This is a genomic window from Paracoccus onubensis, assembly GCF_003591515.1.
Lineage (GTDB): Bacteria > Pseudomonadota > Alphaproteobacteria > Rhodobacterales > Rhodobacteraceae > Paracoccus > Paracoccus onubensis.
In genome coordinates this window covers 377,802-391,835 of sequence record NZ_QZCG01000002.1, presented here as the reverse complement: position 1 = coordinate 391,835, position 14,034 = coordinate 377,802, and the positions used below count along the sequence as shown (strand labels likewise).

Annotated in this window: 13 protein-coding genes; 5 read left to right on the top strand and 8 right to left on the bottom strand. The window is 61.1% G+C overall.

What is annotated here, in order from left to right; translation table 11 throughout:
* Positions 1-129: 129 nt before the first annotated feature.
* The 6 genes from D3P04_RS04505 to D3P04_RS04480 form a co-directional block, all read right to left on the bottom strand.
* Positions 130-1,134 carry an SPOR domain-containing protein gene (locus D3P04_RS04505; protein ID WP_182912728.1) on the bottom strand — a complete coding sequence of 335 codons (1,005 nt, stop codon included), beginning with the start codon at positions 1,132-1,134 and terminating at the stop codon, positions 130-132.
* 71 nt (positions 1,135-1,205) lie between these two features.
* On the bottom strand, positions 1,206-1,841 hold the full coding sequence (upp, locus tag D3P04_RS04500) for a uracil phosphoribosyltransferase (protein ID WP_119746349.1): 636 nt from the start codon (positions 1,839-1,841) through the stop codon (positions 1,206-1,208).
* Positions 1,838-2,797 carry an adenosine deaminase gene (locus tag D3P04_RS04495; protein WP_119746347.1) on the bottom strand — a complete coding sequence of 320 codons (960 nt, stop codon included), beginning with the start codon at positions 2,795-2,797 and terminating at the stop codon, positions 1,838-1,840. Before D3P04_RS04495 ends, upp begins: the two co-directional genes overlap by 4 nt.
* Positions 2,794-3,981, bottom strand: coding sequence for a phosphopentomutase (locus D3P04_RS04490; RefSeq protein ID WP_119746345.1), 1,188 nt, complete (start codon positions 3,979-3,981; stop codon positions 2,794-2,796). Before D3P04_RS04490 ends, D3P04_RS04495 begins: the two co-directional genes overlap by 4 nt.
* 107 nt (positions 3,982-4,088) lie before the next feature.
* The gene (locus tag D3P04_RS04485; protein ID WP_119746343.1) at positions 4,089-5,378 is read right to left on the bottom strand and encodes a thymidine phosphorylase; all 1,290 of its coding nucleotides are present in this window, start codon (positions 5,376-5,378) and stop codon (positions 4,089-4,091) included.
* Positions 5,375-5,770, bottom strand: a complete 396-nt coding sequence (locus D3P04_RS04480) for a cytidine deaminase (RefSeq protein WP_119746341.1) — start codon at positions 5,768-5,770, stop codon at positions 5,375-5,377. Before D3P04_RS04480 ends, D3P04_RS04485 begins: the two co-directional genes overlap by 4 nt.
* 134 nt (positions 5,771-5,904) lie before the next feature.
* Between D3P04_RS04480 and D3P04_RS04475 the strand changes: the two genes are divergently transcribed.
* From D3P04_RS04475 to metG, 3 genes are all read left to right on the top strand, one after another.
* Entirely contained in the window at positions 5,905-8,184 is a 2,280-nt protein-coding gene (locus D3P04_RS04475; protein WP_119746339.1) for an NADP-dependent malic enzyme, read from the top strand.
* 180 nt (positions 8,185-8,364) lie between these two features.
* Positions 8,365-8,802, top strand: a complete 438-nt coding sequence (locus D3P04_RS04470; RefSeq protein ID WP_119746337.1) for a PaaI family thioesterase — start codon at positions 8,365-8,367, stop codon at positions 8,800-8,802.
* Positions 8,803-8,862: 60 nt separating this feature from the next.
* Entirely contained in the window at positions 8,863-10,581 is a 1,719-nt protein-coding gene (gene metG / locus D3P04_RS04465; protein ID WP_119746335.1) for a methionine--tRNA ligase, read from the top strand.
* A gap of 106 nt (positions 10,582-10,687) precedes the next feature.
* Here metG and rlmH read toward each other — a convergent pair whose 3' ends face one another.
* A complete protein-coding gene (gene rlmH, locus D3P04_RS04460) occupies positions 10,688-11,155 on the bottom strand; it encodes a 23S rRNA (pseudouridine(1915)-N(3))-methyltransferase RlmH (protein ID WP_119746333.1) in 468 nt (155 codons plus the stop codon).
* Between the two features lie 3 nt (positions 11,156-11,158).
* The gene (gene rsfS / locus D3P04_RS04455) at positions 11,159-11,506 is read right to left on the bottom strand and encodes a ribosome silencing factor (protein WP_408634352.1); all 348 of its coding nucleotides are present in this window, start codon (positions 11,504-11,506) and stop codon (positions 11,159-11,161) included.
* 419 nt (positions 11,507-11,925) lie between these two features.
* On the opposite strand from rsfS, the gene leuC reads away from it, so the two are divergent.
* Together leuC and leuD are read left to right on the top strand one after the other, a co-directional pair.
* Positions 11,926-13,356: a 3-isopropylmalate dehydratase large subunit gene (gene leuC, locus D3P04_RS04450; protein ID WP_119746329.1), complete on the top strand. Its 1,431-nt coding sequence runs from the start codon at positions 11,926-11,928 to the stop codon at positions 13,354-13,356.
* Positions 13,357-13,367: 11 nt separating this feature from the next.
* Positions 13,368-13,973: a 3-isopropylmalate dehydratase small subunit gene (gene leuD, locus D3P04_RS04445; protein WP_119746327.1), complete on the top strand. Its 606-nt coding sequence runs from the start codon at positions 13,368-13,370 to the stop codon at positions 13,971-13,973.
* Positions 13,974-14,034: the final 61 nt, after the last annotated feature.

Below are 14,034 nucleotides of genomic sequence, written 5' to 3'. Positions count from 1 at the left end.
TCGCAGACGGCTTCATTGCAGCAATGCGCTTTCTTCCGTCATTGCCCGAGTCGCATACCTCAAGGCGGCCGTGCGAAGATGCGTTCTTCTGGGATCTGAGGAGCTCCCCCAAGCCCGATCCGGTGCTTTTCAACGCGCGACCGCCCGGTATCCTTTGTTTCGCAACAGGTTCAGTGCGGCCACCAGCGATCGGCGATCGTCAAACGGACCCGCCAGGATGACTCGTGATTTCCGGTCCGCGCCCTGTCGATAAGCCCGCGCGACCGGATAGCCCAATGCGGATAAATGCCGGATGGCCGGTTCCGAGCTGACGTCATTGGAAAACGCACCAATCTGAACATAGCGCGCCGATGCCGGAATCAGCTCTGGAACAGGATCACGGCGCGGCGCGGCTGGCTTAGCCTTCCCGACCGGAGCTGCCTTGCCGGGTGCCGCGCTATCACGCATGGGCCGCCTGACCGGTAGCTGCGTGTCAGACGCCACCGATGCTTGCCGTACTGCGGGTGCAGTTCGGGGCATAATCTCCCCTTCTCGGTCCAGCCGCTTCCCCGGAAGAATATGCGCTTCTGGCACTGCGGGACGTTGACCGCGACAAAATCCGGACAGCACATCGCCCCCCGGAATCGGATGTGGAACCGGATCGGGAACATAGCCCAACCGTGCACAAAGAGCCGAATCGGCCGGACGGCTCGCAAGCTTCGCACCGATCGCGGCGCGCAATTTCAGCCTTGCCTGTGCCTCGGCGATCAGATCATGGCCGGCATCGGGAATTTCCGGTTCACGCCGTTCCTCGGCCTGTCGCGGATCGGTGACAAACTCGCCCTGACGCAGTTCACCGGCCAGTTGTTCCCGCAGCAATTGCGCAGGATCCGGAGATTCCGGCAGACGAAGCGGCGCCAGAACGGTTTCGGCATCCGGATCGGTCCGGCGCGCCGAAAGGCTGGAGGGAAAGCCGCAGACGGCTTTGCCAGCGCGATCGGTCCGGGCAATCCATCGTCCGCCGGCACGGTTGAAGACGCAACCCGCCCCGTCGATATACTGATCACCCGAAAAATCCCCCGGCGGCGCAGGTGAAGGGGCCGCCTGCGCAACAGAGGCAATCAACAGAAACAACAAGCCCCGGACATACCGCATTGGCCACCTGCGCAGATTCATCTTATGGCCAGTGGATAATCCGGAACTTTGAACAAACGCTTAATGCGCCTCTATTTCGTGCCGAACATCCGGTCGCCGGCATCGCCAAGCCCGGGCACGATATAGCCGTGATCGTCCAGCCTCTCATCCAGCGCGGCGGTAAAGACCGGCACATCGGGATGCGCCTGCCGCATCCGCTCCACCCCTTCGGGCGCGGCCAGAAGGCACAGGAAACGCAGGTTTTTCGCGCCATGCTCCTTCAGCTTGTCGATAGCCGCGACCGAGGAATTTCCCGTTGCCAGCATCGGATCGACGACGATGGTCATGCGGGCATCAAGCGCATTCGGCACCTTGCAGTAATATTCCACCGGCTGAAGCGTCTCGGGGTCGCGATACAACCCGACGAACCCCACGCGCGCACCGGGGATCAATTCAAGGATCCCGTCAAGCAATCCGTTGCCGGCCCGCAGGATCGAGATCAGTGCCAGTTTCTTGCCCTCGAGCGTAGGGGCCTGCATCTCGCAGATCGGAGTCTCGATCGTGGTGGTCGTCAGTTCCAGTTCCCGCGTGACCTCATAGGCCAGAAGCAGGCTGATTTCACGCAGGAGTCTGCGGAATCCCGCGGTCGAGACCTCCTTCTTGCGCATGATCGTCAGCTTGTGCTGGACCAGCGGATGATTGATGATCGTCAGGTGCTGTTTGTTCACGTGAACTCCTTTCTCAGCCGCGCACGTGTTTCCTCGTCGCAGAAGGCGGCGTCAATGGCCCATTGATTCATTTGCGTGAATTCCCGTTCGCCCCAACCGAAAGCATCGGCAAGGCGCGCATATTCATGGCGCATGGTGGTGTGGAAAAATGGTGGATCGTCGGTCGAGATGGTCAGTTTCACCCCGGCGTCCAGCAACCGGGCAATGGGATGCGCGGCCCAGCCCGGCCAAAGGCCAAGCGCGATATTCGAGCCGGGGCAAACCTCCAGCACCGTTTCACGCGCCGCGAGATCACGAACCAGCGCCGGATCGTCAATGGCGCGCACGCCATGGCCAATGCGCGACACGCCAAGGGCCAATGCGTCGCGGATGCTGTCTGGCCCGCCCCATTCCCCTGCGTGACAGGTCAGGCCCAACCCGGTCTCGCGCGCGCAGTCAAAGCTCCATGCGTAATCAGTCGCACGGCCCACGGATTCCGCTCCACCCATACCGAATCCGGTAATCCATTCGCCCGCCGTTTCGGCAGCGCAAATGGCGGATTTACGGGCGCGTTCGGGGCCGAAGTGGCGAATCGCGGTGACAATTCCGCGGCTGTCGATGCCCTGAAGACGCATCCTTGCTGCCACCTCGGTCATGGCGGCAAGATAATCGCGCCATGCGGGCAAATCCGCGCCGCCGCAGAATTCGGGCGAAACGAAAAGCTCGGTATAGATGACGCCCTGCTCGGCGGAACGTTCCAGCACTTCGGCCAGCAGCCGGGCGTAATCCTGCGGGGTTTGCAGGACGCTGGTGGCGGCTTCGTAGACGCGGAGAAATTCGGCGAAATCGCGATAGGCATAATGCCCGTGGGCATCGAATGCCCCCGACAGATCGGTATGTTTCTCGGCGGCGAGGCCGCGGATGAAGGATGCGGGCGCGGCCCCTTCAAGATGCAGGTGAAGTTCGATCTTCTTCACAGGAACGACCTTCCATGTTGCGGCGCAGGCAGGTCCAGATGCGCCATGACAGAAGCGCCGATATCCGAGAACCCCACCTGTCCGATTGCTTTCTGCCCCAGTCCTGCGCCCAGAACCGGAACCCGTTCACGTGTGTGATCGGTACCGGACCAGCTTGGATCATTGCCGTGATCGGCAGTGAAAATGGCAAGATCGCCGGGCCGCAGGCAATCGATCAGGCGGCCCGCCACCCGATCGAACCATTCAAGCTGTGCCGCATAGCCGGGAATATCGCGGCGATGGCCGAAATTCATGTCGAATTCGACGAAATTGGCGAAGGTCAGGCTGCCGGATTCCGCCTCATGTCCCAGCCTGACAAGATGATCGGAAAGATCGGCATCGGATTTTCCCTTATGGAGATGAGTGATGCCGCGATGACTGAAGATATCGCCGATCTTGCCGATGGCATGGGTGAGGCGGCCTGACTTTTCCGCGATGTCCAGAATGGTATCCGATGGAGGCGCGATAGCGAAATCGCGGCGGTTTGGAGTCCGTTTGAACTCGCCGGGGCGCTCGCCGATAAAGGGCCGTGCGATTACTCTGCCCAGCCGCATGTCATGCAGCATTGGCGCGATGCTCTGGCAGAGTGCAAGCAGACGGTCGAGACCGAAATGCTTTTCATGTGCGGCGATCTGCAACACGCTATCGACCGAGGTGTAACAGATCGGCCAGCCGGTACGAATATGCGCTTCGCCGAAGTCCTCGATCACCTGTGTGCCAGAGGCGTGGCAATTCGCCAATATCCCCTCGGTCCCGGCCAGTTCGCAAAGGCGCGCGGTGACTTCTGGCGGAAAGGCCGGGATGGTCTTGGGGAAATAATGCCATTCCCATGGAACCGGCGCGCCTGCAATTTCCCAATGCCCCGAGGGCGTGTCCTTGCCCTTGGACATCTCGGTCGCGGCGCCCCAGAGTCCCTGAGGAGCGGCACCCAGTCCCGGTGCCTCCAGTCCCGAAGCCAATCGGATGGCGGCGCCCAGTCCCAGCCGAGCCAGATTGGGCATCCGCAAGGGCTGCGCCTGCGCGATATGGCCAAGGGTATTCGCGCCGGTATCCGGCTTGCCGTCATTAAAGAAACGGTCGGCGTCAGGCGCACCGCCGATGCCGACGGAATCCATGACGATCAGGAATGCGCGTTTATCCGGCATCGATATTTCCATATAACAAGGTTTTTCGCATCGGGTCGAAGCGGGCCATCCTGCCCTCACGCGCGGCCGCACCAGAGACCGGTTGGCCGATTGCTCTGAACACTGCTCTAATCATCGCCGCCGATCCTGTCGCGGATCAGAGGTCCGACCGCTGCCGGCGCGCCGATCCGATAGGAGGCCTGAACCGCCGCAATGGCAATATCGGCCGCGGTATCATCAGCTGCATGAACCATGGCTATGGGGGCATCGGGGCCAACCGCATCGCCCAGCTTGGCAAGCGCGGACAGGCCGACCCGATGATCGATCCTTTCATCTGCCCGGACACGCCCGCCGCCAAGGGCGACAACGGCATGACCCAGCGCCGTGACGTCAATCGCCGAAACCGCTCCGGCATGAGCCATAACCGGACGGATGACCGGAGCGGCAACCAGATAAGCATCGGATCGGTCAAGCAGATCAGCAGGGCCGCCTTGCGCGGCAATCATGCGGCCGAAAGCCTCGGCAGCCGCGCCGCTGTCCAACACCTGCTCCAACCGATTGGCGTCTTGCCCGGACAAACGCAGGCATTCCGCCGACAGCGCAAGGGACAGGTCACGCAATGCACCCTTTTCGCCGCGCAGAACCCGGATCGCCTCGGCAACCTCAAGTGCGTTTCCGGCGCTATACGCCAATGGCTGATCCATATCGGTAATCAGGGCCGAAGTCCGGCACCCTGCCCCGTTCGCCGTCTGTACAAGCGCCCGGGCCAGCCGTTCGGATGCCTCGGGCCTGGGCATGAATGCCCCGGAGCCCGCCTTGACGTCCAGCACCAGCGCATCCAGCCCCGCCGCCAGCTTCTTGGACAGAATCGACGCGGTGATCAGGTCGATGGATTCGACCGTGCCTGATTCGTCGCGGATCGCGTAAAGTCGGCGGTCGGCGGGTGCGAAATCCGTGGTTGCCGCCACGATGGCGCAGCCGCAATTCGCAACGATCCGACGAAACTGTTCCTCGGATTGGTCGCAAATATATCCGGGAATCGCTTCCAGCTTGTCCAATGTTCCACCCGTATGGCCCAGCCCGCGCCCCGAGATCATCGGAACGAACACCCCGCTTGCCGCCAGAAGCGGGGCGAGGATCAGACTGACCGTATCCCCGATGCCGCCGGTCGAGTGCTTGTCCACGATCGGCCCCGGCAGTTCCCAGCTCATCACATGGCCCGAATCGCGCATCGCCCGGGTCAGGGCTACCCGTCCCTTTTCGCCAGCCCCGCGCGTCAGCACGGCCATGGCGAATGCCCCCGCCTGAGCGTCCGTTACCGAACCGTCCGCCAATCCCTGCGCAATCAGAGCCGCGCCCGAGCCATCAAGCCCCCGCCCGTCGCGCAAAGCGGCAATGACACTGCGCGGATCGGTCATGTGGCGTTGCCCATATGGGCGGCATCGAAGCGCCCGGGCAGCAATTCCCCGATCGTCGTCGAAAGCGTTGCGCCCGACACCGTCGCCAGCAGAACCGGCGTATCGGCATGCCCGAACTCGGCCAGTTTCTGGCGGCATCCCCCACAAGGCGGCACGGGGGACGGGCTGTCGGCGATCACCGCGACCTCGATCAGTTCGGTCTCTCCGGCGGCGACCATCGCCGCGATTGCGCCGGCCTCGGCGCAGGTGCCTTCGGGATAGGCAACGTTTTCCACATTGCAGCCGCGATAGACCTCGCCCGAGACGCTGCGAATCGCGGCGCCAACCTTGAATCGGGAATAAGGAGCATATGCCGCCTCGCGCACCTCTCGTGCGGCATCCAGTAATGACATGGCTTGCTGCTCCTTTACTGTCAAAATTTTTACGAGTTTTGCGCCCATCGGCACATAACGCAAGCTGAACCCTCCTGTTCCCCGCCGCAGAAATGGTTTAACGGTGAACTAATATGAAAACCGGAGGGGCAAATATGGAAGATCGCAGGCAGGACAGTGCCCGGCAAGCCGCACTTGATTATCACGAATTCCCAAGACCGGGTAAACTGGAAATCCGGGCAACCAAGCCGCTGGCCAATGGCCGCGACCTGTCGCGCGCCTATTCCCCCGGTGTCGCCGAAGCCTGCATTGAAATCCAGGCAGATTCGGCCAATGCCAGCCGTTATACCTCGCGCGGGAATCTGGTCGCGGTTGTCTCGAACGGTACGGCGGTTCTGGGGCTGGGCAATATCGGCGCGGCGGCCGCCAAACCGGTGATGGAGGGCAAGGCGGTCCTTTTCAAAAAATTCGCCAATATCGACTGTTTCGACATCGAGATAGATCAGTCAGACCCCGAAAAACTGGCTGAGATCGTCTGTTCGCTGGAACCCACATTCGGGGCGATCAATCTTGAAGATATCAAGGCCCCCGATTGCTTCATCGTCGAGAGAATCTGCCGCGAGCGGATGAACATTCCGGTTTTCCACGATGACCAGCACGGCACCGCCATCGTCGTGGGTGCTGCGGCGCATAATGCGCTGCGCGTGGCGGGCAAGAGGTTCGAGGATATCAAGGTCGTCTCGACCGGCGGCGGCGCGGCGGGAATCGCCTGCCTCAACATGCTGCTGAAACTTGGCGTCAAGCGCGAGAATGTCTGGCTTTGCGATATCAACGGGCTGGTTTACGATGGCCGGACCGAAGACATGAACCCGCAGAAACAGGCCTTCGCCCAGAACTCGGACAAGCGGGAACTGGACGAGGTGATCGAAGGTGCGGATTTGTTCCTTGGCCTTTCCGGGCCCGGCGTGCTGAAATCGGAGATGGTGGCGAAGATGTGCAAGGCGCCGATCATCTTCGCGCTGGCCAATCCCATCCCGGAAATCCTGCCGGACGAGGCCCGGAAGGTTGCGCCCGATGCGATCATCGCTACCGGACGCAGCGATTTTCCCAATCAGGTCAATAACGTTCTGTGCTTCCCCTTCATTTTCCGGGGAGCGCTGGATGTAGGCGCGACCACGATCAATGACGAGATGCAGATCGCCTGTGTCGAAGGCATCGCCGCGCTTGCCCGTACCACCACGGCAGCCGAAGCCGCAGCCGCCTATCATGGCGAAACCCTGACCTTCGGGCCCGAATACCTGATCCCGAAACCTTTCGATCCGCGGTTGGTCGGCGTCGTTTCCTCGGCAGTGGCGAAGGCGGCGATGGATACCGGCGTCGCCACCCGCCCGATCGAGGATCTGGAAGCCTATAAGCGCAAGCTGGACGGCTCGGTCTTCCGTTCGGCCATGATCATGCGTCCGGTCTTCGAAGCAGCTGCAACCGCGACGCGGCGCATCGTTTTCGCCGAGGGCGAGGATGAACGGGTGCTGCGCGCCGCCAATGCGATGCTGGAGGAAACGACCGATGCGCCGATCCTGATCGGACGGCCCGAGGTCATCACGATGCGGGCGGAACGCGCGGGGCTGCCGATCCGGCCCGAGCGGGATTTCGAGATCGTGAACCCCGAAAACGATCCCCGTTACCGTGATTACTGGGAAACCTATCATCAACTCATGGCGCGACGCGGGGTCAGTCCGGATATCGCCCGTGCGATCATGCGCACCAATACGACAGCCATCGGCGCGGTCATGGTGCACCGGCAAGAGGCCGACAGCATGATCTGCGGCACCTTCGGGCAATATAAGTGGCATCTGCAATACATCCAGAATGTCCTGGCCCGTGACGGGCTGCGGCCCATTGGCGCATTGTCGATGATCATTCTCGAGGATGGCCCGCTCTTCATCACCGATACGCAATGCCATAACGATCCCACGCCGCAGCAGGTCGCCGATACCGTCATCGGCGCCGCCCGCCATGTCCGCCGCTTTGGTCTTACTCCGCGAATCGCTTTGTGCGCTCATTCGCAATTCGGCAATATGGATTCCTATACCGGCCGCAAGATGCGTGATGCGATCGCGCTTCTCGATGCGCAGAAGCCCGATTTCATGTATGATGGCGAAATGCAGGTCGATGCGGCGATCAATCCCGAATTGCGGGAACGGATTTTCCCGGGCTCGAAGCTGGAAGGCAAGGCGAATGTTCTGGTTTTCCCGGGTACAGACACCGCATCCGGTGTACGCAATGCGTTGAAGATGTGTGCGAACGGGCTGGAAGTCGGGCCGATCCTCATGGGCATGGGTAACCGCGCCCATATCGTCACCTCGTCGATCACCACGCGCGGCCTGTTGAACATGAGCGTGCTGGCGGGCACCCCGGTCGCCCATTACCGCTGAGTCCTTGCAACCCGCAGCGCCCATCCCGTCTTGGGGATGAATGCTGCGGGTTGCCCGTGCAAAGGCGTTTACGAACCTTCCCCGACGTTCCTGTTGCAGGAAGCCGGGACTGTCCGCAAAAAGAACGGGCTTGGCTCGCCACATTCATCATATGTCCAAGGCTCATTCAGGGGACGCGTCATGGATCGATCTTCGATGCCCGAACTGGCTCGCCGGATCTTCGCGAGCCAACCCTTTACGCAATTGCTTGGGGCCGAACTCATCGAAGCGTCCGAAAGCGGCGTGACCATGGAGTTACCGCTGCGCAGGGAATTACAGCAGCAGCATGGTTTTGCACATGGCGGCGTGATTTCCTATCTGGCCGACAATTCATTGACTTTCGCCGGGGGCATGGCACTGAACGACGATGCCCTGACCTCTGAATTCAAGATCAATTACGCCCGCCCTGCAAAGGGCGCGCGATTACGAGCCCAGGCCGAAGCGGTTTCGGTCTCCGGAAAGCAGGCCATCTGCCAATGCCGGATCTGGTCTGTGGATGACGATCGCGAAACGCTCTGCGCGGTTGCCCAAGGGACTATCGTTCGCGTCTCCGGCGGACCCGGCGGCTCCCGGGCCTGATCACCACTTTCATTCGCCCGCCATCGCGGCTAGATAAGCGCCGTTACAAAGGACGCGAATATGGCCCGCCATCTCATTACATCTGCCCTGCCCTATATCAACGGTATCAAGCATCTGGGAAACCTCGTCGGCTCGCAATTGCCCGCCGATCTTTATGCCCGTTACCTGCGGGGGCGCGGGCATGAGGTGATGTTCATCTGCGCCACCGACGAGCATGGCACCCCGGCCGAGCTTGCTGCCGCCAAGACCGGCGAGCCCGTGGCCGATTACTGTGCCCGGATGCATGGCGAACAATCTGCGCTGGCGCGGGGCTTCGGCCTGTCTTTCGATCATTACGGACGCTCCTCCAGCGACCGCAACCGCGTGCTGACCCAGCATTTCGCAGGAAAGCTGGCGGATCGCGGCTATATCCGCGAAGTCAGCGAGAAACAGGTCTATTCCATCGATGACGGCCGCTTCCTGCCCGACCGCTATATCGAGGGCACCTGTCCGAATTGCGGCTATGACAAGGCGCGTGGCGATCAATGCGAAAACTGCACCAAGCAGCTTGATCCCACCGACCTGATCGACCCGCGCTCTGCCATCAGCGGCAGCACCAATCTGGAGGTGCGCGAGACCCGGCATCTCTATCTGCGGCAATCCGCACTGAAAGATGATATCGCGACATGGATCGATTCAAAGACCGACTGGCCGATCCTGACCACGTCGATTGCGAAGAAATGGCTGAATGACGGAGACGGCTTGCAGGATCGCGGCATTACCCGTGATCTGAACTGGGGCGTGCCGGTCAAACGCGGAGATCAGGATTGGCCGGGAATGGAGGGCAAGGTCTTCTATGTCTGGTTCGACGCACCCATCGAATATATCGCCGCAACCGCCGAATGGGCCGACGCGAATGACAAAGCCGAAGCCGATTGGCGCGGCTGGTGGCGCACCGATGAAGGCGCGGATGACGTCACTTATACCCAGTTCATGGGCAAGGATAATGTTCCTTTCCATACGCTCAGCTTCCCGGTCACGCTGATCGGTTCGGGCGAGCCGTGGAAGATGGTCGATTACATCAAGTCCTTCAACTACCTGACCTATGACGGCGGACAGTTCAGTACCTCTCAGGGGCGTGGCGTCTTCATGGACCATGCACTTGAAATCCTGCCTGCCGATTACTGGCGCTGGTGGCTTCTGTCCCATGCTCCCGAATCCGGCGACAGCGAATTCACATGGGAAAATTTCCAGCAATCCGTGAACAAGGATCTGGCCGATGTGCTGGGGAATTTCGTCAGCCGGATCACCAAGTTCTGCCGCTCGAAATTCGGCGAAGCGGTGCCCGAAGGCGGCGCCTTCGGTCCCGATGAAGACCGGCTGATCGACGCATTGACCACCCGTGTCCGGGCCTATGAAACCAGCATGAACCGGATGGAGGTTCGCCGCTCGGCTTCGGAATTGCGTGCGATCTGGGTGCTGGGCAACGAATATCTGCAAGCTGCAGCGCCCTGGGCCACTTTCAAGGCCGATCCTGAAAAGGCGGCGATGCAGGTACGGCTGGGTCTGAACCTGATCCGTCTCTATGCCGTCCTGTCTGCCCCTTTCATTCCCTTCGCCTCGAAAGCGATGCTGGAAGCGATGCAGACTGACAATGCTGACTGGCCCGGCGATCTGCAAAAGGCTCTGGCCGCGCTGCCTGCAGGCCATGCTTTCACGGTGCCCGAAGTGCTGTTCGCCAAGATCACCGATGACCAGCGCGAAGAATGGGCAGAGCGTTTCAAAGGCGAAAGACAGTAAGCCCGCCTGCCTTCTTCTTCATCCAAAAATATCCCGAGGGCATCGCCGGCAGCTACGCCACCGGTTCAAGAGACCTGTTGGCAACGGGCGAGCCCCCGCTCCGGCCTCAATTCCGGTGATAAGGTGTTCCTGCAAGGATGGTGGTGGCCCTGTAAAGCTGCTCGGCCAGCATGACCCGCACCAGCATATGCGGCCAGACCATCTTGCCGAAACTGATCTGCCATTCCGCGCGGGATCGCAGTGACGGATCGATTCCGTCCGCACCGCCGATCACGAAGCACAAATCCCGGGCCTGATCTCGAAATGCCGCGATACGTGCGGCGAAATCGGGCGATGTTGGCTGATCTCCCCGCTCATCCAAGGCAATCACGGCGGAACCTGCGGGAATTGCGCGGGTCAAAAGCCCGGCTTCCGCCGCCATACCGCCGCCACGCTTGTCCTCTACCTCGATAAGCCTGACCGGGGGCAGGCCCAGCCCTCGCCCGGTTTTGGCGAAACGGTCAAGGTAATCCGCGACCATCGCCGCCTCGGGCCCCTTGCGAAGCCGCCCGACGGCAGCGATGTCGATCCGCATGTCTTACTGAGGCTGCGGGCCGGCCTCTCGCACCCGGGCAAGTGCATCGGCGGGCATCCACATCTTCTCGAGCTGATAGAAATCGCGAACTTCGGGGCGGAATACATGGACGATGACGTCATCGGTGTCGATCAGCACCCAATCGCCGGTGTCCTTGCCCTCGATCCGTGCGCTGCGGCCGGTTGCCTGCTTGAAGCGGTCGGCCAGCTTTTCGGCGATGGAGCCGACCTGACGTGCACTGCGGCCCGAAGCGATCACCATGTGATCCGCCATGGCCGATCGGCCGCGCAGGTCGATCGTAACGATATCCTCGGCCTTGTCGTCTTCAAGCGAGGACAGGATGCGGGACAACAGCTGCTCACTGCTCAGCTGATCTCCTGCGGCGGTCGCAGCCGGCCTATCAGCCGGCGAGACGTGTTCTGACAGGGTCATATCCTCCGGTCAACGCGCCGATCGCCCCCGGCGCAGGGGTTATACTAAAGATAGCATCTTTTCGTCTCATCTCAATCCACAGACGTAAATTTGGCATTCCGGAAAAGTGACATGGCTTGCAATGCCAGCCTGCGCAACCAATATTGCAGGTTACGAAAATCACGCGTAGAATATGATCCATGACCGGATTCATCTATTTCGACATCCATGACCGTGCCCGTCTTCCATCACGGTTTTACGGTGAAACGCGCTGCGTGACGGCCCGCGGCTGACGGCTTGTGGCATCCTGCCGATTCTTGCCATCATGCACTTAATCTCACAGCCGAAAGCCACGAGCCATGACGAATCCCGAAATCACCCCGCGTACCCTGTATGACAAGATCTGGGACGCCCATGTCGTCGACCGTTCCGAAAGCGGTACCTGCCTGCTTTATATCGATCGCCATCTGGTTCACGAAGTGACCAGCCCGCAGGCCTTCGAGGGTCTGCGCATGACCGGCCGCAAGGTACACGCGCCCGAGCGCACCATTGCCGTCCCCGATCATAATGTGCCCACCACACTGGATCGCCAGAACGGGATCGAGAACGAGGAATCGCGGATTCAGGTCGACGCGCTTGACAGGAACGCCCGCGATTTCGGCGTCGAATATTATCCCGTCAACGATATCCGGCAGGGCATCGTCCATATCGTCGGCCCGGAACAGGGCTGGACCCTGCCCGGCATGACTGTTGTCTGCGGCGACAGCCATACCGCGACGCATGGCGCATTCGGCGCGCTTGCCCATGGCATCGGCACCTCGGAAGTCGAGCATGTCCTGGCGACGCAAACCCTGATCCAGTCGAAATCGAAGAACATGAAGGTCGAGATCACCGGCCGCCTTGCCCCCGGCGTCACCGCCAAGGACGTGGTTCTGGCCATCATCGCCGAGACCGGCACAGCGGGCGGCACCGGCCATGTCATCGAATATTGCGGGGAAGTGATCCGCAATCTGTCCATGGAAGGCCGGATGACGATCTGCAACATGGCGATAGAAGGCGGCGCGCGCGCGGGACTGATCGCGCCGGACGAAACCACCTTCGAATATGTCAGGGGTCGCCCCCACGCCCCCAAGGGTGCGCAGTGGGAGGCCGCACTGGCCTGGTGGAAAACGCTGCATTCCGACGAAGGCGCGCATTTCGACAAGATCGTGACGCTGCGGGGCGAGGATATCGCGCCGACGGTCACATGGGGCACCTCGCCCGAGGATGCCTTGCCGATCACCGCGACGGTCCCCGCGCCCGAGGATTTCCAGGCCGGCAAGGTCGATGCCGCGCGGCGTTCGCTGGAATATATGGGGCTGAAACCGGGTACGAAACTGACCGATATCGCGATTGACGCCGTGTTCATCGGCTCTTGCACCAATGGCCGGATCGAGGATTTGCGCGCCGCTGCGGATGTGCTGCGCGGGCGCAAGCTTGCCGCGAATGTGCGCGGCATGGTGGTTCCCGGCTCGGGGCTGGTGCGGGCACAGGCCGAAGAGGAAGGGCTGGATCAGATCTTCATCGATGCCGGATTCGAATGGCGGCTGGCCGGATGCTCGATGTGCCTGGGCATGAACCCCGACCAATTGGCGCCGGAGGAACGCTGCGCCGCCACCTCGAACCGGAATTTCGAGGGGCGTCAGGGCTATAAGGGCCGGACCCATCTGATGTCACCCACCATGGCGGCGGCAGCCGGAGTTGCCGGGCATCTGGTGGATGTGCGCGAATTTGCGGCCGAAAACGCCTGAGGAACCGAGACATGGATAAATTCACTACACTGACGGGAATCGCGGCCCCCATGCCGCTGGTCAATATCGACACCGATATGATCATCCCCAAGCAATTCCTGAAAACCATCAAGCGCACAGGGCTGGGCGTCAACCTGTTCGACGAGATGCGCTATGACCGCGAAGGCAGGGAATTGCCGAATTTCGTCCTGAATCAACCCGCTTACCGCGACGCGCAAATTCTTGTGGCAGGCGATAATTTCGGCTGCGGATCGTCGCGGGAACATGCGCCCTGGGCGCTGCTGGATTTCGGGATTCGCTGCGTCATCTCGACCAGCTTCGCCGATATCTTCTTCAACAATTGCTTCAAGAACGGCATCCTGCCGATCACCCTGCCACAAGAAGCCATAGATGCCCTGATGGAGGATGCGCGCAAGGGCGCGAATGCCCGGATGACCGTCGATCTGGAAAACCAGACTGTCAGCAGCTCGGACGGGCAGGAATTCCATTTCGACATCGATCCGTTCCGCAAGCATTGTCTGCTGAACGGGCTGGACGATATCGGCCTGACGATGGAAAAAGCCGGGGCGATCGACAGCTATGAGACACAAATGGCGCAAGCCCGCCCCTGGGTCTGAGGTCACCTCATGGCCGGATCGAGTTCCGGTCATGATAAGGTGATCCTGAAGCGAGAGAGTG